Source organism: Pseudomonas sp. 2995-1, from assembly GCF_002742505.1.
Taxonomy (GTDB): domain Bacteria; phylum Pseudomonadota; class Gammaproteobacteria; order Pseudomonadales; family Pseudomonadaceae; genus Aquipseudomonas; species Aquipseudomonas sivasensis.
This window is the reverse complement of the sequence record NZ_LJSA01000196.1, coordinates 204,602-223,106: the sequence shown is the minus strand read 5'-3', so window position 1 is coordinate 223,106 and position 18,505 is coordinate 204,602. Positions and strand designations below refer to the sequence as shown.

At 58.6% G+C, this 18,505-nt stretch carries 16 protein-coding genes; 9 read left to right on the top strand and 7 right to left on the bottom strand.

What is annotated here, in order from left to right:
- Positions 1-6: 6 nt before the first annotated feature.
- The 4 genes from crcB to AOA61_RS02175 are packed head-to-tail and all read right to left on the bottom strand — an operon-like array spanning position 7 to position 4,813.
- Complete coding sequence (gene crcB, locus AOA61_RS02190) at positions 7-381, bottom strand: fluoride efflux transporter CrcB (protein ID WP_032889672.1); 375 nt, start codon at positions 379-381, stop codon at positions 7-9.
- Positions 381-1,703 (bottom strand): replication-associated recombination protein A, encoded by a 1,323-nt coding sequence (locus tag AOA61_RS02185; protein ID WP_032889673.1) that lies wholly within the window; start codon positions 1,701-1,703, stop codon positions 381-383. The genes crcB and AOA61_RS02185 overlap by 1 nt, the downstream gene beginning before the upstream one ends.
- 23 nt (positions 1,704-1,726) lie before the next feature.
- Positions 1,727-2,350: an outer membrane lipoprotein chaperone LolA gene (gene lolA, locus AOA61_RS02180; RefSeq protein WP_032889674.1), complete on the bottom strand. Its 624-nt coding sequence runs from the start codon at positions 2,348-2,350 to the stop codon at positions 1,727-1,729.
- A gap of 54 nt (positions 2,351-2,404) precedes the next feature.
- On the bottom strand, positions 2,405-4,813 hold the full coding sequence (locus AOA61_RS02175) for a DNA translocase FtsK (RefSeq protein ID WP_032889675.1): 2,409 nt from the start codon (positions 4,811-4,813) through the stop codon (positions 2,405-2,407).
- A gap of 497 nt (positions 4,814-5,310) precedes the next feature.
- Between AOA61_RS02175 and aat the strand changes: the two genes are divergently transcribed.
- From aat to infA, 3 genes are all read left to right on the top strand, one after another.
- Positions 5,311-5,991: a leucyl/phenylalanyl-tRNA--protein transferase gene (gene aat / locus AOA61_RS02170; protein WP_099601028.1), complete on the top strand. Its 681-nt coding sequence runs from the start codon at positions 5,311-5,313 to the stop codon at positions 5,989-5,991.
- A gap of 56 nt (positions 5,992-6,047) precedes the next feature.
- A complete protein-coding gene (locus tag AOA61_RS02165; protein WP_099601026.1) occupies positions 6,048-6,755 on the top strand; it encodes an arginyltransferase in 708 nt (235 codons plus the stop codon).
- Positions 6,756-6,855: 100 nt separating this feature from the next.
- Positions 6,856-7,074, top strand: coding sequence for a translation initiation factor IF-1 (infA, locus tag AOA61_RS02160; RefSeq protein WP_002553999.1), 219 nt, complete (start codon positions 6,856-6,858; stop codon positions 7,072-7,074).
- Between the two features lie 183 nt (positions 7,075-7,257).
- On the opposite strand, the gene clpA is transcribed toward infA, so the two are convergent.
- On the bottom strand, positions 7,258-9,528 hold the full coding sequence (gene clpA, locus AOA61_RS02155) for an ATP-dependent Clp protease ATP-binding subunit ClpA (protein ID WP_032889678.1): 2,271 nt from the start codon (positions 9,526-9,528) through the stop codon (positions 7,258-7,260).
- Positions 9,529-9,557: 29 nt separating this feature from the next.
- Complete coding sequence (clpS, locus tag AOA61_RS02150) at positions 9,558-9,926, bottom strand: ATP-dependent Clp protease adapter ClpS (protein ID WP_010567912.1); 369 nt, start codon at positions 9,924-9,926, stop codon at positions 9,558-9,560.
- 226 nt (positions 9,927-10,152) lie between these two features.
- Here clpS and cspD point away from each other — a divergent pair, with 226 nt between their 5' ends.
- Positions 10,153-10,431, top strand: a complete 279-nt coding sequence (gene cspD, locus AOA61_RS02145; RefSeq protein ID WP_163033180.1) for a cold shock domain-containing protein CspD — start codon at positions 10,153-10,155, stop codon at positions 10,429-10,431.
- Between the two features lie 83 nt (positions 10,432-10,514).
- Here the strand turns inward: cspD and icd are convergent, their stop codons facing one another.
- Positions 10,515-11,771: an NADP-dependent isocitrate dehydrogenase gene (gene icd / locus AOA61_RS02140; protein WP_032890041.1), complete on the bottom strand. Its 1,257-nt coding sequence runs from the start codon at positions 11,769-11,771 to the stop codon at positions 10,515-10,517.
- 494 nt (positions 11,772-12,265) lie between these two features.
- Here icd and AOA61_RS02135 point away from each other — a divergent pair, with 494 nt between their 5' ends.
- The 5 genes from AOA61_RS02135 (at position 12,266) to purB (ending at position 18,458) form a co-directional block, all read left to right on the top strand.
- Positions 12,266-14,491 carry an NADP-dependent isocitrate dehydrogenase gene (locus tag AOA61_RS02135; RefSeq protein WP_099601025.1) on the top strand — a complete coding sequence of 742 codons (2,226 nt, stop codon included), beginning with the start codon at positions 12,266-12,268 and terminating at the stop codon, positions 14,489-14,491.
- Between the two features lie 220 nt (positions 14,492-14,711).
- Positions 14,712-15,158: an NUDIX hydrolase gene (locus tag AOA61_RS02130; protein ID WP_099601024.1), complete on the top strand. Its 447-nt coding sequence runs from the start codon at positions 14,712-14,714 to the stop codon at positions 15,156-15,158.
- Positions 15,159-15,217: 59 nt separating this feature from the next.
- A complete protein-coding gene (mnmA, locus tag AOA61_RS02125; protein ID WP_032889682.1) occupies positions 15,218-16,342 on the top strand; it encodes a tRNA 2-thiouridine(34) synthase MnmA in 1,125 nt (374 codons plus the stop codon).
- Positions 16,339-16,962, top strand: a complete 624-nt coding sequence (gene hflD, locus AOA61_RS02120) for a high frequency lysogenization protein HflD (protein WP_027606331.1) — start codon at positions 16,339-16,341, stop codon at positions 16,960-16,962. Before mnmA ends, hflD begins: the two co-directional genes overlap by 4 nt.
- A gap of 125 nt (positions 16,963-17,087) precedes the next feature.
- A complete protein-coding gene (gene purB / locus AOA61_RS02115) occupies positions 17,088-18,458 on the top strand; it encodes an adenylosuccinate lyase (protein WP_099601023.1) in 1,371 nt (456 codons plus the stop codon).
- Positions 18,459-18,505: the final 47 nt, after the last annotated feature.

The following is an 18,505-nucleotide window of genomic DNA, read 5'->3' as shown; positions in this document are numbered from 1 at the left end:
CGTTTATCAAAGTTTGGTCAAGGACAGGCCAGCCCAGGTGGCGAGCAGCCCGCCGAACACGCTGATGCCAAGGTACCCGAAGGCGACCAGGGCCTGCCCGCTTTCCAGCAAGCGCAGCGTATCCAGTGAAAAGGATGAAAAGGTCGTCAGACCGCCTACAAAGCCGACGATCAAGCCGGCACGAATTTCAATCGGTATTTCCGGGCGCAACAGAAACCAGCCGTACAGCAACCCAATGATCAAGCAGCCAACAAGGTTGACCGCAAGGGTTGCGGCATAAAAATGCTTAGGCCAGTTGGCGCTCACCCAAGTACCGGTGGCGAAACGCAATAATGTACCAGCGATGCCGGCTGCGGACACGGCAAGAATCGTCTTGAGCACTACTTTCTCCGCTGTTTGGGGCTGAGGCGATCGAGTTGGGCCAGGTGATTGAGTTTTTCACCGATTTTCAGCTCCAGGCCACGGGGCACCGGCTGGTAGAGCGGCAATGGCTCAAGCTCATCTGGGAAGTAGTCTTCGCCGGCGGCATAGGCGTCCGGCTCATCGTGGGCATAGCGGTATTCATCGCCGTAGCCCAATTGTTTCATCAATTTGGTCGGCGCATTGCGCAGGTGCAGCGGCACTTCAAGGGAGCCGTGCTCGGCGGCAGCACGTAGCGCCGCCTTGAAGCCCATGTACACCGCGTTGCTTTTCGGCGCGCAGGCCAAGTAAGTGATGGCCTGGGCCACCGCCAACTCACCTTCCGGGCTGCCGAGCCGCTCCTGCACGTCCCACGCCGCCAGACACAGGCTCAAGGCGCGCGGGTCAGCGTTGCCAATGTCTTCGCTGGCCATGCGTACCACGCGGCGCGCCAGGTACAAGGGGTCGCAGCCGCCGTCGATCATCCGCGCGAACCAATACAGCGCGCCGTCAGGGTTGGAGCCACGCACAGATTTGTGCAGCGCCGAAATCTGGTCGTAGAACGCTTCGCCGCCCTTGTCGAACCGACGACGAGTGTCGCCGAGCAGGCTTTGCAACAGATCGACGCCAATCTCGCTGCCATCCTCGGCCAGGTCCGACGCATTCTCCAGCAGGTTGAGAAAACGGCGACCGTCGCCATCGGCAGCGGTGAGCAGGATCTTGAAGCCTTCTTCGCTGACACTCAGTTGGCGCTTGCCCAGGCCCTTGTCTTCACTCAACGCGCGGTGCAGCAGCTTTTGCATCGCCGCTTCATCGAGGCTCTTGAGCACATACACTCGCGCTCGCGATAGCAAGGCGTTGTTCAATTCGAAGGACGGGTTTTCGGTAGTGGCGCCGATAAAGATCAGCGTGCCATCTTCGACATAAGGCAGGAACGCATCCTGCTGCGACTTGTTGAAGCGATGCACTTCGTCGACAAACAGGATGGTGCGCTTACCGTATTGCCCAGCCTGCTGCTTGGCCACTTCCACCGCCTGGCGGATTTCCTTGACCCCGGCCAGCACCGCGGAAACCGTTTCGAAGTGCGCATCCGAGACTTTCGCCAGCAGCCGCGCCAGAGTGGTTTTACCCACGCCCGGCGGGCCCCAGAAAATCATCGAATGCAGCGCGCCCTGCTCCAGGGCTTCGCGCAAAGGCTTGCCGCGAGCGAGCAGGTGTTCCTGACCGACGTACTCATCCAGATTGGTCGAACGCAAACGCGCGGCCAGGGGTTGGGCAATCGGGTCACTTCGAAACAGATCCATGGGCAGCGTTTGAAACCTCTGGTTTATTCCTGGATCACGTCGGCACCCTTAGGGATGTCGAACTTGAACTTGGAAGCAGGCACCGGCTCGTTGGCCTTGACCCCGGAGAACAGGATATCGGTGCGTTGGCCGACGCTGTCGATCAGGCGCATGTTATTGATCACGCCGTTACCGAAAGACAGGTGCAGGCTGTCAAACAGCGTGTCCTTGGACTTCGGCTTGAGGGTGAATTCGATCACGTTGCTGGTTTGCTTGGAGGTGATGTCGAAGCTGTCGTTAATCTTCGACACATCACCCGACAGCAACAGCGCAGGCGTCTGATTCAGGCGCGGGTCGAGCTTCTTGATAGTCGCCTGTTCCAGATCCGGGTCCCACAACGTGACCTTCTGGCCGTCGGAAACGATGGTCTGCTCAGCCTTCCCTTCGGTGTGCCAGTAGAACAGCCCCGGACGCTGCACAGCCATTTCGCCTGCCGTTTCCTGCAAACGGGTACCGCCGGCATCCAGGGTCAGTTGGGAGAAGCGCGCCGTCAGTGTCTTGGATTTGTCCAGCAGGTTAGTCAGGCTGGCGACAGAGGCCGGGTCAGCGTGAGCCGAAACAGCGGTCAGGGCCAGTGCCGGCAACAACAGCATGCGGATAAAGCGCATGGGAGTCCTCATTGAGTCGTAAGGGCGCGCCGCGTGCTGCCACGCGGCGCGGGATCAGTCGCGCATCTGCCCAGGGGCAATGACTTCACGCGAGCCGTTGGTGTTCATTGCGGTGACGACGCCGGCGTTTTCCATCGCTTCGATCATGCGGGCGGCGCGGTTGTAGCCGATTTTCAGCTTGCGCTGAACTGCAGAAATCGACGCGCGACGGCTTTCCAGCACAAACGCCACGGCTTCGTCGTACAGGGCGTCGGTCTCGGCATCGTCGTCGCCACCGCTGCTGCCACCGTCGAAACCGCTGCCAGCTTCTTCGACGCCGGCGAGGATGTCGTCGTTGTATTCGGGTGCGCCGCGCAGCTTCCAGGCTTCCACCACGCGGTGCACTTCATCATCGGAAACAAAGGCGCCGTGTACGCGAATCGGCAGGCTGGTGCCCGGTGGCATGTAGAGCATGTCGCCGTGACCCAACAGTTGCTCGGCGCCACCCTGGTCGATGATGGTCCGCGAGTCGATCTTGCTCGATACCTGGAACGCCATGCGCGTCGGGATGTTGGCCTTGATCAGGCCGGTGATCACGTCCACCGACGGACGCTGGGTGGCGAGGATCAAGTGAATACCTGCTGCCCGCGCTTTCTGGGCGATACGCGCGATCAGCTCTTCAACCTTCTTGCCGACGATCATCATCATGTCGGCGAACTCGTCGACCACCACCACGATGGTCGGCAGCTTGCTCAACAGTGGCGCTTCGTCGTGAATACTTTCGCGTTTGTACAGCGGGTCGGTCAGCGGTGTGCCGGCGTCCTGGGCTTCCTTGACCTTGGCGTTGAAGCCCGACAGGTTACGTACACCCATCTTCGCCATCAGCTTGTAGCGGCGCTCCATCTCGGCAACGCTCCAGCGCAGGGCGTTGGCCGCGTCCTTCATGTCGGTGACCACCGGGCACAGCAGATGTGGAATGCCTTCGTAGATCGACAGTTCAAGCATCTTCGGGTCGATCATGATCAGCTTGGCGTCTTCCGGGCCGGACTTGAACAGGATCGATAGGATCATCGCGTTCACGCCCACCGACTTACCGGAACCGGTAGTACCGGCGACCAGCAGGTGAGGCATTTTCGCCAGGTCAGTAATGACCGGCTTGCCGCCGATATCATGGCCCAGCGCGAGGGTGACCGGCGATTTGAAGTTGTCGTATTCCGGCGTCGACAGTACTTCGGAGAAGCGCACGATCTGGCGGTCTTCGTTGGGAATCTCGATACCCACAGTGGTCTTGCCGGGGATCACTTCCACCACACGCACGCTGGTCACGGCCAGGGAGCGGGCCAAGTCTTTGGCCAAGTTGGAGATGCGGCTGACTTTCACACCAGCGGCCGGCTGAATTTCGTAACGGGTAATCACCGGGCCAGGGTGGATCGAGTCCACCGACACTTCGACGCCGAATTCCTTGAGCTTGATTTCCAGCAAGTGGCCGACAGCCGCCAGGGATTCGGGGGAATAGTTGAGCTGTTTCTTTTCGGCCGGGTCGAGAATCGAGATCGGCGGCAAGGTGCCTTCGACAGCGCTATCGACAAACAACGGCGCCTGTTTCTCTTTCTGTACGCGATGGCTTGGCTCGGGGGCCTTGGGCGGCGCAGGTGCAATCACAGGCGGCACCTGCTTCTCGCGGTCGGACATGTGCTTGCTCAGGGCCTGTTCGCGTTCGATCAGACGCTCCTTGACCTTGGCCTGTTCGCGGCGATCCGGTGTGCTTGGGGCTACGACTTCGTTGACGCGAGTATCCACCTCACGCAACTGAGCCACCATGCGTTTGCGGTCAACACGAGCGGACCACCAACGGTTGGCGGCGCCCTGGAATAATTCGAGCAGGTCGAGGGTGATCTTGCCTGTCACGTCCATCACCTTGAACCACGAGAGGTCGGTGAACACCGTGAGGCCGAACAGGAAAAGCGCAATGAACATCAGAGTGCTGCCCTGGATATTCAGGGTCTTGCGCGCCAGGTCGCCGAGGCTTTCGCCCAAGGCCCCGCCCGCGCCCGCCGGCAAACCGGTGGGCGCATGGAAATGAATATGGGCCAGCGCCGCGCCGGAGAGCACCAGGAACACCAGACCGATCAGACGCCAGGAGAACAGCCAGCCGCTCCACTGCCACGGCTCATGACGCTGACGGAAGATCTGCCAGGTCTTGATCGCCAGCAGCAGCGGGAAAATGTAAGCAAAGTAACCCAGCACCATGAAGAGGATATCGGCGCTGTAGGAACCCACCGGACCGCCGAAGTTTTGCACATCGTCTATCTTGCTGTTGTGGCTCCAGCCCGGATCGTCCTTGCCGTAGGTGAGCAAGGCCATCATCAGGAACAAGCACAGCGCGCCGATAGCGATCAGCGCGCCTTCCTTGAGTCGATAATGCAGGTGCTGGCGCCAAGCCGGCACGACTGCTGCTTTAGGTGTTGCGGCGGATTTCTTCAAAACGGGTCTTTTCCTGCGCCTTTAGCGCGTCCATCTGTTGAATGACTGCAAATACTGCCCAATCCGAGCAGTTGAAAAATAAACGATCGTCGTTGAATCTACGTTTAACACTGGGCAATTGCTGAATGAAAGGACGATAACGCCACAATGGCCGCATTGTACGGGTTTGTACCCCCGATGCCACGCCACTTGGCTTTCTTCAGGCAGCATAGCCAATTGTGTGTCACGACATGTTCAATTTGAGCATGCATTGTCTTTGCTGACAAAGGCTTATGAACTGTTTTTACTAATCCAGACAAGCTTGGCAAATGGCCTGCATGGGCCGGCCCGGAATACGACCACACCCCCGGCATAGAGTTGCAGAAACACCCGCTCACGCTAATACGCATCAATGGCTGATTCAAGCTGGCCCGATGGCGCTGCGTCGACAATAATCAGCACTGCCGAGGCGGGTGCCATACCTGCCACTCCCCTCCCCTTCCATAAGCCTGGATGCCATGCTGACCTGGTTACAACGCAATACCCTGACCTTCCCACCGCTGGCCAAAGCTATGCGCGAACCCAATGGCCTGCTCGCCGCCGGCGGCGACCTGTCGGCCGAGCGACTAGTCCAAGCCTACCGGCATGGCTGCTTCCCATGGTTCTCGGAGGGTCAACCGATCCTCTGGTGGTCTCCGGACCCGCGCACGGTGATCTTCCCTGACGAGCTGCACGTATCCCGCAGCCTGAGCAAGCTGTTACGCCAGCAGCGCTACAGCGTGACATTCGACCAGGACTTCGCAGCAGTCATCCAAGCCTGCGCCGCACCGCGCGCCTATGCCGATGGCACTTGGATCACCGAAGGCATTCAGAGCGCCTACCTGGAGTTGCACAAACGCGGCCATGCACACTCGGTAGAAGTATGGGACGAAGGGGTGCTGGTGGGCGGCCTGTATGGCCTAGCGATGGGCCAACTGTTTTTTGGCGAATCCATGTTCAGCCGCGCCGACAACGCCTCAAAATTCGGCTTCGCCACACTGACACGACAATTACAGGCCTGGGGCTTCGTCCTGATCGACTGCCAGATGCCCAACGATCACTTGCACAGCTTGGGTGCCCGCGCCATTCCTCGCAGTGAGTTCGCCGGTTTTCTACGCGACCACTTGGACCAACTCAACACCGGACCATGGGTTTCTTAGGCGACATCCGCGCACCTGGCTTACACTTATTTCAAAGCTTATCCCGAGGGTTGATCATGACCGAGTTGGCGCGTTTGAAGTTTTATGCCACTCAAGCCCACTCTTGCAGCTATCTGCCAGACGAGCAGGCCACCACGTTGTTCCTCGACCCCAGCCAACCGATGGACGTGCACGTGTATGCCGATCTTTCGGAAATGGGCTTTCGACGCAGTGGCGACCACCTTTACCGACCCCATTGTCAGAACTGCAATGCCTGCGTACCGGCACGCCTGCCCGTGGCGCAATTTCTGCCGGATCGTAACCAGAAGCGCATCCTCAAGCGCAACGCCGACCTGACGGTGACATCGTGCAAGCCTCGATTTACCGAAGAATATTTCGACCTTTACCAGCGCTATATTGAGCAACGCCACGCCGACGGCGATATGTTCCCCCCGAGCCGCGACCAGTTCTCCACGTTTCTAGTGCGTGACCTACCCTTTTCACGCTTCTATGAGTTTCGAGCGGACGGTCGCCTGCTGGCCGTCGCCGTGACCGACTTGCTGCCTAATGGCCTGTCGGCGGTATACACGTTCTATGAACCTGCCGAAGAGCGCCGCAGCCTCGGGCGCTTTGCAATCCTCTGGCAAATCAGCGAAGCACTGCGCCTGGAACTGGAGGCCGTCTACCTCGGATACTGGATCAAGAACTGCAAAAAGATGAGCTACAAGACCCAATATCGCCCCATAGAACTGCTAATTAATCAAAGATGGGTCACGCTTAACTAGAACCCCTTGGCTTAAACACCCTTTTTCGGGCACAATGCACGCCGCTTTTGCCTGGCGCAGTTGCACCGGGCCATTCACTGGATACCGAGGGCTTTACTGCATGTCGAAAGAAGACAGCTTCGAAATGGAAGGCACTGTCGTCGACACCCTGCCCAACACCATGTTTCGTGTGGAGTTGGAAAATGGGCACGTCGTAACCGCGCATATCTCCGGCAAGATGCGCAAGAACTACATTCGTATTCTTACCGGTGACAAAGTGCGCGTCGAGCTGACGCCCTATGACTTGAGCAAAGGGCGCATCACTTACCGCGCTCGCTAAGCAAGTCAATACAAAACGCCCGGTTATGCCGGGCGTTTTTGTGTGCATGGGATTTTCAAACACCGATGATTCCTGTGGGAGGGGACTTGCCCCCTCCCACACTGGATCTTCATTGTTCTGAGAACTGCGTTTCAAGACAGCAAAAAGGCGCCTTTCGGCGCCTTTTGCATTACTGCAGAACGATCAGGCCATTTCAGCCGTGGTTTCGAACTCGAAGGTCAGCTCGCCATCCTTCAGGTCGATATGCACCACGCCACCATGGTCGGAGAGTTCGCCGAACAGGATCTCTTCGGCCAATGGCCGCTTGATCTTGTCCTGGATCAGACGCGCCATTGGGCGGGCGCCCATTGCGGCATCGTAGCCACCCTCGGCGATCCAACTGCGCGCCGCCTCCGTGACATCCAGCTGCACGCGCTTGTCTTCCAACTGCGCTTGAAGCTCGGTGAGGAACTTGTCCACCACACTCTTGATAACCTCGTGGCTGAGGCGACCAAACTGGATAATGGTGTCCAGACGGTTGCGGAACTCCGGCGTGAAGCTCTTTTTGATCACTTCCATCGCATCAGAGGAGTGGTCCTGATGGGTAAAGCCGATCGAAGCCCGCGCGGCTGTTTCGGCACCGGCGTTGGTGGTCATGATTACGATCACGTTGCGGAAGTCCGCCTTGCGTCCGTTGTTGTCGGTCAGGGTCCCGTGATCCATGACCTGCAGCAGCAGGTTGAAGACTTCCGGGTGAGCCTTCTCGATTTCATCGAGCAGCAATACGCAATGGGGCTGCTTAGTGATCGCTTCGGTCAACAAACCGCCCTGATCAAAGCCTACATACCCAGGAGGCGCACCGATCAAGCGCGACACGGTATGACGCTCCATGTACTCGGACATGTCGAACCGCACAAGCTCGATCCCCATGGCCTTGGCCAACTGCCGCGCCGCTTCGGTTTTGCCGACACCGGTCGGGCCAGCAAACAGGAACGAGCCGACCGGTTTGTCCGGCGACTTGAGGCCCGCACGCGACAATTTGATCGCAGTGGACAGCGCGTCGATGGCTGCATCCTGGCCGAACACAGTGAGCTTGAGATCGCGCTCCAAGTTACGCAGCAGCTCTTTGTCGGAGCTGTTGACATGCTTTGGTGGAATTCGCGCGATCTTCGCCACGATGTCCTCGACCTGAGGCACGTCGATGCGTTTCACACGTTTCTCGATCGGTTGCAGGCGCTGATAAGCCCCCGCCTCGTCGATCACGTCGATAGCTTTATCCGGCATATGCCGATCATTGATGTAACGCGACGCCAGCTCTGCAGCTGCACGCAGCGCCTCATCGGTGTACTCGATGCCATGGTGCGCTTCAAAACGCCCCTTGAGCCCGCGCAGGATGCTGATGGTGTCTTCAACCGAAGGCTCGGACACGTCGACCTTCTGGAAGCGACGCGCCAGCGCACGGTCTTTCTCGAAGATGCCACGGAATTCCTGGAAGGTGGTCGAACCAATGCAGCGGATATCACCCGACGACAGCAACGGCTTGAGCAGATTGGACGCATCCATCACCCCGCCAGACGCCGCACCAGCACCAATGATGGTGTGGATTTCGTCGATGAACAGGATCGCCTGCGGGCGTTTTTTCAACTCGCCGAGCAACGCCTTGAAGCGCTTCTCGAAATCGCCCCGGTACTTGGTCCCGGCGAGCAACGCGCCCAGATCAAGGGAGTACACGACGCTGTTGGCCAGCAGGTCAGGCACCTGGTTATCCACGATACGCTTGGCCAAGCCTTCGGCGATTGCGGTTTTACCCACGCCCGCCTCACCCACCAGCAACGGATTGTTCTTGCGACGACGCGCGAGGATTTGCGCTACACGCTCAACCTCAAGCTCACGCCCCACCAGCGGATCGATCCGACCCTGGCGCGCCAGTTCGTTGAGATTGCTGGCATAGGCATCCAGCGGGTTGCTTGAAGAAGAAGACTCACCGCCCTCGTCGTCCTGCATATCCTGCTCACCCTCGGAATGATCGCCGTGCCCAGGCACCTTGGAGATACCGTGGGCGATATAGTTGACGACATCAATACGGGCAACGCTCTGCTGCTTGAGCAGGAACACTGCCTGGCTTTCCTGTTCGCTGAAGATCGCCACAAGCACGTTGGCGCCTGTGACTTCACGCTTACCGGAGCTCTGTACGTGGAAAACAGCACGCTGCAATACCCGCTGGAAGCCCAGGGTTGGCTGGGTCTCGCGGTCCTCGTCATGCACGGGGATCAGTGGCGTGGTGGAGTCGATAAACTCCTGCAGGTCATGCTTGAGTTTGTCGAGGTTGGCGCCGCACGCACGCAGAACGGTGGCGGCAGCTTCGTTATCCAAAAGTGCCAGCAAAAGGTGTTCGACTGTCATGAATTCATGACGCTTCGAACGAGCCTCCTTGAAGGCAAGATTGAGGGTGACTTCGAGCTCGCGGTTTAACATAGCTTCACCTCATACCCAAGTGGTCGGCGTTAACCGTCCTTCTCGATTTCACAGAGTAGCGGATGCTGGCTTTCCCTGGCGTACTGGTTGACCTGCATGGCCTTTGTCTCGGCGATGTCACGGGTAAACACTCCACATACTGCCCGTCCTTCTGTGTGAACGGCCAGCATTACCTTGGTCGCCAACTCTCGGTTCAGGTTAAAAAACACCTCGAGCACTTCGACCACGAAATCCATCGGTGTGTAGTCATCATTGAACAAAACCACCTTGTACATCGGCGGCGCCTGTAGAGCAGGCTTGGCCTCCTGAACAGCAATGCCTGCAGAACCGTCGTCATCGTGTTCGTGATCCGGTCGATCCTGATTGAATGTTAGTCGAATCTGGCTGATTGCATGCATGGAAAGAAAGGTTCGTCAGTGGTTCAAATACAGTGGTGGGGGCGACCTGTCAGAATTTCAACTCTCAACTGGCCGGTCGCCTTGACTATCGGCGAATCGGTGTTACAACCAATAGAACCCACAGTGGGTAAAAAAGGTCCGCGCAGTCAACCTTAATTTATTCGGGTTAGGACGGATAAACTGGATGATACTCCAGTGATGGAGTCTGGTGCAGAGGGAAATGGGTATGTCCGGCGTCAAGATCAATGGCAAGGTCAAGTGGTTCAACAACGCCAAAGGATATGGCTTTGTTAATGAGGAAGGGAAAAACGAGGACCTTTTTGCGCACTATTCAGCAATCCAAATGGATGGTTATAGAACGCTGAAAGCGGGCCAGCCCGTGAGTTTTGAAATCATTCAAGGCCCCAAGGGACTGCATGCCGTGAACATCGGCGCAGTGAGCGCGCAAGCACCGGAAAAGACCACGGAGAAACACGCTCATAAAGAGAAGAAGCAACCGGCCTGAACCGCCGCCGAGCATGCAGTCTGCGGCAAGAAAAACGGCCATCCCACTCAAGTTGGGATGGCCGTTTTTTGTCGCGTGAGACGTTACATATGCGAGATCAGCGCATCACCGAAGCCCGACGACGACACCAGCGTGGCGCCCTCCATCAGGCGCTCGAAATCATAGGTCACGGTCTTGGCCGAAATGGCGCCATTGGTGCCCTTGATGATCAGATCGGCAGCTTCAATCCAACCCATATGACGCAGCATCATTTCCGCTGAAAGGATCAAAGACCCCGGATTGACCTGATCCTTGCCCGCATACTTGGGCGCTGTCCCGTGAGTCGCCTCGAACATTGCAACGGTGTCAGACAGGTTGGCACCCGGCGCAATGCCGATACCACCCACTTCCGCCGCCAACGCGTCGGACAGGTAGTCACCATTGAGGTTAAGGGTTGCAATCACGTCATATTCAGCCGGACGCAGCAGGATCTGCTGGAGCATGGCGTCGGCGATTGCATCCTTGACCACCACATTCCTGCCGGTGCGCGGGTTCTTGAACTGCATCCACGGCCCACCATCGAGCAGGGTCGCGCCGAACTCTTCGGCCGCCACTTCATAGGCCCATTCCTTGAAGGCCCCTTCGGTGAACTTCATGATGTTGCCTTTGTGCACGATGGTCAGCGATTCGCGGTCGTTATCCACCACATATTGCAAGGCCTTGCGCGCCAAGCGCTTAGTGCCCTCTTTGGACACCGGCTTGATGCCAATCCCGCAATCCTGGTCGAAGCGGATCTTGGTAACGCCCATTTCCTCCTTGAGGAACTTGATCACTTTAATAGCTTCCGGCGAGCCAGCCTTCCACTCGATCCCGGCGTAAATGTCTTCGGAGTTTTCGCGAAAGATGGTCATGTCCACGTCGCCGGGCTTCTTGACCGGACTCGGCACACCTTCGAACCAACGCACTGGGCGCAGGCACACATAAAGGTCGAGCTGCTGACGCAGAGCCACGTTCAGCGATCGAATACCACCACCGACCGGCGTGGTCAGCGGACCCTTGATGGACACCACGTAATCCTTGACGGCATCCAGGGTTTCCTGGGGCAGCCAGGTATCCTGATCGTAGACCTGAGTCGCCTTTTCGCCGGCGTACACCTCCATCCACGAGATCTTGCGCTTGCCGCCGTATGCCTTTTCAACAGCTGCGTCGACCACTTTGATCATCACCGGGCTGATGTCGACGCCAATACCGTCACCTTCGATATAAGGGATGATCGGTTGGTCAGGAACATTGAGAGAATGGTCTGCATTGACGGTGATTTTGTCGCCGACTGCCGGAACCTGAATCTTCTTGTATCCCATGCTGAACTCCATCTATGGATTAAACATCTGGCTGCGTTCGAGCCTACTCCAGATAAATGACGACCGAAACCTCACGCCATGTTCATTTGCATCGAAAACAGCATAATTTGTCGCCTACAAGCCTGAAAGCAAAGGGAAAAGCGCCAATCTTGAGCACATCATGCGACTTTAGGCGTACCCCGGTACCTGCGACCTTTAGACCAATGGACGACACACCTTTTGTATGAAGGCTCGGCGTAAGCATAGCGACCTATGTATAATGCCGCCGCTGACCCAAGAGTCACGACGGCTGACCGCTCTAGAATAGGTGCCTTCAGCTACAAAGCCGGACTATTACAATAGTCCACCCGCTTGACGCTCGACTGATGCAACCCAACATCACCGCGAAGAAACCTCGACATTTCGCTCATGGATGACTTTGAACGAACGCGCTCCACCCGGCGCATCTCGAGTTTCTGCGCACGCTTTCAGCAAAGAAGAGAGTTAATCCGAATATGCCCACCCGCTCGAAGATCATCTACACCTTCACCGACGAAGCCCCTGCCCTCGCCACCTATTCACTGCTGCCTATCGTAGAGGCCTTCACCGCTTCCGCTGATATTGCCGTGGAAACCCGCGATATTTCTCTCGCCGGGCGCATCCTCGCAAGCTTCCCCGAGCAACTGGGCAACAAGGCCATACCGGACCACCTCGCCGAACTGGGCGACCTGGCCGTTACCCCTGAAGCCAACATCATCAAGCTGCCTAACATCAGCGCCTCGACCCCGCAGCTGCAAGCGGCGATCAAGGAACTGCAGGCCCAGGGCTACGCCCTGCCGGACTACCCGGAAACCGTAACCACCGACGCGGAAAAAGAAACCCGTGCACGTTACGACAAGGTCAAGGGCAGCGCCGTGAACCCGGTACTGCGCGAAGGCAACTCCGACCGCCGTGCGCCGCTGTCGGTCAAGAACTATGCCCGCAAGCACCCGCACAAAATGGGCGCATGGGCTGCGGACTCCAAGTCCCACATCGCCCACATGAGCAATGGCGACTTCTACGGCAGCGAAAAAGCCGTACAGATCGAAGCCGCTGATACTGTCAAAATTGAGCTGGTCGGCAAGGACGGCACCACCACCGTCCTGAAAGAAAAGACTACCGCTCAAGCTGGCGAGATCCTCGACAGCGCCGTGCTGAGCAAAAACGCACTGCGCTCGTTCATCGCCGCTGAAATCGAAGACGCCAAGAAACAAGGCGTACTGCTGTCGGTTCACCTCAAAGCCACCATGATGAAGGTCTCCGACCCAATCATGTTCGGCCAGATCGTTGCCGAGTTCTATAAAGATGCCCTGGCCAAGCACGCCACGGTACTGGAGCAGATCGGCTTCAACCTGAACAACGGCATCGGTGACCTGTACGCTCGCATCAAGGCTCTTCCGGCCGAGCAGCAAGCGCAGATCGAAGCTGACATCCAGGCGGTCTACGCCGCTCGCCCTTCCCTGGCGATGGTCAACTCCGACAAAGGCATCACCAACCTGCACGTGCCGAGCGACGTCATCGTCGACGCCTCGATGCCAGCCATGATCCGTGACTCCGGCAAGATGTGGGGCACCGACGGCCAATTGCACGACACCAAGGCCGTGATCCCGGATCGCTGCTACGCCACCATCTACCAAGCCGTCATCGAAGACTGCAAGGCCAATGGCGCGTTCGATCCAACCACCATGGGCAGCGTGCCAAACGTTGGCCTGATGGCGAAGAAAGCCGAAGAGTACGGCTCCCACGACAAGACTTTCCAGATCAAGGCTGACGGCGTAGTCCGTATCACCGACAGCAAGGGCAACCTGCTGATGGAACAGAACGTCGAAGCCGGCGACATCTTCCGCATGTGCCAGACCAAAGACGCGCCGATCCAGGATTGGGTCAAGCTTGCCGTCAACCGCGCGCGCGCCAGCAACACCCCTGCCATCTTCTGGCTGGACCCTAAGCGCGCTCACGACGGCGTCGTGGTCGAGAAAGTTCAGGCCTATCTGAAAGACCACAACACCGAAGGTCTGGACATCCGCATCATGTCGCCAGTCGACGCGATGAAGTTCACCCTGGAGCGCACCCGCAAGGGCCTGGACACCATCTCGGTGACCGGCAACGTACTGCGCGACTACCTGACCGACCTGTTCCCGATCATGGAACTGGGCACCAGCGCCAAGATGCTGTCGATCGTGCCGCTGATGAACGGCGGTGGCCTGTTCGAAACCGGCGCCGGCGGTTCGGCACCGAAGCACGTGCAACAGTTGCTGGAAGAAAACTTCCTGCGCTGGGACTCCCTGGGCGAATTCCTGGCCCTGGCCGCCTCCCTTGAGCATTTGGGTGTGACGTACAACAACCCGAAAGCCCTGGTACTGTCCAAGACCCTGGACCAGGCCACTGGCCAATTCCTCGACAACAACAAGTCGCCATCGCGCAAAGTCGGCAACATCGACAACCGCGGCAGCCACTTCTACCTGGCGCTGTACTGGGCTCAAGCCCTGGCCGCCCAGACCGAGGACACTGCACTGCAAGCGCAGTTCGGCGAACTGGCAAAAACCCTGGCCGAGAACGAAGCAACCATCGTTGCCGAACTCAACGCCGTACAGGGCAAGCCAGTGGACATCGGCGGCTACTACGCGCCGAACCCAGAGCTGACCAGCAAGGCCATGCGCCCAAGCAACACCCTCAACGCGGCAATTGCCAAGTTGAAGTAAGGTTGTAAGGATGCAAAGAAGCCCCGGCCCTGTGCCGGGGTTTCTGTTTCTACCGTTCAACGGAAGAAACCGGATCAAATGTGGGAGGGGGCTTGCCCCCGAAAGCGATGGATCAGTCGAGCTATTGGTAACTGACACAGCGTCATCGGCGGCAAGCCCCCTCCCACACTGGCCGTAACTCTGTCCAAACACCGCGTCATATCTTGAATCGAGGCATCCCATGACCTGGCAACCCCACATTACCGTCGCCACCATCGTCGAAGACAACGGACGCTTCCTGATGGTCGAAGAACTCAAGGGCGGTCGCGCCGTGCTCAATCAGCCCGCCGGCCACCTCGACCCGCATGAAACCCTCACCGAAGCAGCCGTGCGTGAAACCCTCGAAGAAACCGGCTGGGACGTGGAAGCCACCGGTATCGTCGGTATCTATCTGTACACCGCCCCCAGCAATGGCGTGACCTACCAACGGGTCTGTTTCATTGCCAAAGCCCTAAAACACCACCCGGACAACCAACTCGACGAAGGCATCCTGCGCGCTCGCTGGCTGAGCCGTGACGAGCTGATGGCGGTGCGCGAGGACTGGCGCAGCGAGCTGATCATCCGCTGCATCGATGATTATCTGGCCGGCCAGCGTCACAGTCTGGAATTGATCCGCCCTTCTCTTTAGCCTTGCGGGCCCAGGCCTGCTAGAATCGCGTCCTTTTTCAAGACACCCGTTGAAACCCTATGCGTGATCCAGCCCCTTCTGACACACAAAAGAAGCGCGTCATCGTCGGCATGTCCGGCGGCGTGGATTCTTCCGTTTCCGCCGTTCTGCTCATGGAGCAGGGTTATGAGGTGGAAGGCCTGTTCATGAAGAACTGGGAAGAAGACGATGGAACGGAATATTGCACCGCCATGGACGACCTGGCAGATGCCCAGGCCGTGTGTGACAAGATCGGTATCAAGCTGCACACCGCCAACTTCGCCGCCGAGTACTGGGACAATGTGTTCGAGCACTTCCTGGCCGAATACAAGGCCGGTCGCACGCCGAACCCGGACATCCTGTGCAACCGCGAAATCAAGTTCAAGGCGTTTCTCGACTACGCCATGATCCTTGGCGCCGACCTGATTGCTACTGGCCACTACGTGCGCCGTCGCGACATCGATGGCCGTACTGAACTGCTCAAGGGCCTGGACCCGAACAAGGACCAGAGCTACTTCCTGCACGCTGTTGGCGGTGAACAGATCGCCAAGACCCTGTTCCCGGTGGGCGAGCTGGAAAAACCCGAAGTGCGCAGGATCGCCGAGAAACACGGCCTGGCTACCGCGAAGAAAAAGGATTCCACCGGGATTTGCTTTATCGGCGAGCGCCGCTTCAGCGACTTCCTTAAGCAATACCTGCCGGCGCAACCGGGTGAGATCAAGACCACCGAAGGTGAAGTGATCGGCCGTCACCATGGCCTGATGTACCACACCATTGGCCAACGCCAGGGCCTGGGCATCGGCGGTTTGAAAGACGCCGGTGAAGAGCCGTGGTATGTGCTGGTCAAGGACCTGGAAAACAACGTGCTGATCGTCGGCCAGGGTAATGAACACCCGCTGCTGTTCTCGGGCGCGCTGCTGGCCTCGGAGATCTATTGGGTCAACCCGATCGACCTGAGCACCCCGCGCCGCCTGACTGCCAAAGTGCGCTATCGCCAAAGCGACCAGCCCTGCACCCTGGAAAAAACGGCGACAGGCTACCGCGCCACCTTTGATGACCCGCAACGTGCGGTCACTCCTGGCCAGTCGGTGGTGTTCTATGACGGCGAAATTTGCCTGGGCGGCGGCGTGATTGAAGTCGCGCAAGCCTGGAGCAACCCGGCATGAGCCCTACCCAAGAGCAATTGACGGCACTCGGCGGGGTATTTCTCTCCGCCGTGCTCGTGGACAAGATCGCCAAGACCGGCCAGGTCACCGAAGCCGGCCTGACTTGCATGCTCGGCAGCCTGCTGATCCGCGACCCCAAGGACACTCTGGAAGTCTACGGCGGCGACGACCTCGCACTGCGTGAAGGTTACCGCGCCCTGATCGGCGCCCTGGAGCGCGACCCCAGCACCTTGCAGCGCGAGCCGCTGCGCTACGCCCTGTCGATGCTCGGCCTCGAGCGCCAACTGGCCAAGCGCGAGGACATGCTGGAAACCATCGGCAAACGCCTGCCACAAATCCAGTCCCAGGTAGAACACTTCGGCCCGGCCCACGAAAACGTGATCGCCGCCTGTGGTGCGCTGTATCAAGACACCTTGAGCACTTTGCGCCAGCGGATCCAGGTTCACGGCGACATGCGCAACCTGCAGCAACCGAACAACGCTTCGAAAATCCGTGCCCTGCTCCTGGCCGGTATTCGCTCGGCGCGGTTGTGGCGCCAGTTGGGCGGTCATCGCTGGCAACTGGTGATCAGCCGACGCAAATTGCTCAAAGAGCTTTACCCGTTGATGCGCAACGAATAAGTCGCAGCAAAGGGCTTTTTTCAAGCCGTTACGCGTAATACGCCGGTCAGTTGGCAACGGACCGGCGGATTTTTTCATGTATGATACGCGCCCCATTTCGTTGCCCGACTGTCCGAGAACACCCCATGCAGCTCTCTTCGCTCACTGCGGTTTCCCCTGTTGACGGCCGCTACGCCGGCAAAACCCAGGCCCTGCGCCCTATTTTCAGCGAATACGGCTTGATCCGTGCTCGCGTTCTGGTTGAAGTGCGCTGGCTCCAGCGCCTGGCCGCTCATCCCGCCATCAGCGAAGTGCCGGCGTTCTCTGCCGAAGCCAACGCTGCGCTCAACACCCTGGCGGAAAATTTCTCCCTGGAGCACGCCGAGCGTGTGAAAGAGATCGAGCGAACCACCAACCACGACGTCAAAGCCATTGAATACCTGCTCAAAGAGCAGGCGGCCAAGCTGCCGGAACTGGCCCAGGTCAGCGAGTTCATCCACTTTGCCTGCACCAGCGAGGACATCAACAACCTGTCCCACGCCCTGATGCTGCGCGAAGGCCGCGATGACGTGATGCTGCCACTGATGCGCCAGACCGCCGAAGCTATCCGCGAACTGGCCATCCGTTTCGCTGACGTGCCAATGCTGTCGCGCACCCACGGCCAGCCGGCTTCGCCGACCACCCTGGGCAAAGAACTCGCCAACGTGGTGTATCGTCTGGAGCGTCAGATTGCTCAAGTCGCTGCCGTACCATTGCTGGGCAAGATCAACGGCGCCGTCGGCAATTACAACGCGCACCTGTCGGCCTACCCTGAGATCGACTGGGAAGCCAACGCCCGCGCCTTCATCGAAGACGAGCTGGGCCTGGGCTTCAACCCTTACACCACGCAGATCGAGCCCCACGACTACATCGCGGAGCTGTTCGACGCCATTGCGCGCTTCAACACCATCCTGATCGACTTCGATCGCGATATCTGGGGCTACATCTCCCTGGGCTACTTCAAGCAGCGCACCATTGCCGGTGAAATCGGTTCGTCGACCATGCCGCACAAGGTCAACCCGATCGACTTCGAAAACTCCGAAGGCAACCTCGGCATCGCCAACGCCCTGTTCCAGCATCTGGCCAGCAAGCTGCCAATCTCACGCTGGCAGCGCGACCTGACCGACTCGACCGTACTGCGCAACCTCGGCGTGGGTTTTGCCCACAGCGTGATCGCGTACGAAGCCAGCCTCAAAGGCATCAGCAAGCTGGAGCTCAACGCGCAGAAAATCGCCGCTGACTTGGACGCATGCTGGGAAGTGCTGGCCGAGCCGATCCAGACCGTGATGCGTCGCTACAACATCGAAAACCCGTACGAGAAGCTGAAAGAGTTGACGCGCGGCAAGGGCATCAGCCCTGAAGCGCTGCAAACTTTCATCGACGGCCTGGACATGCCAGCCGCCGCCAAGGCCGAGCTGAAACTGCTCACCCCGGCCAACTACATCGGCAACGCGGTAGAGCAAGCCAAGCGCATCTGATCATCGCAAGACCCTTGAGACGCCCGGCCGCGCCGGGCGTTTTTATT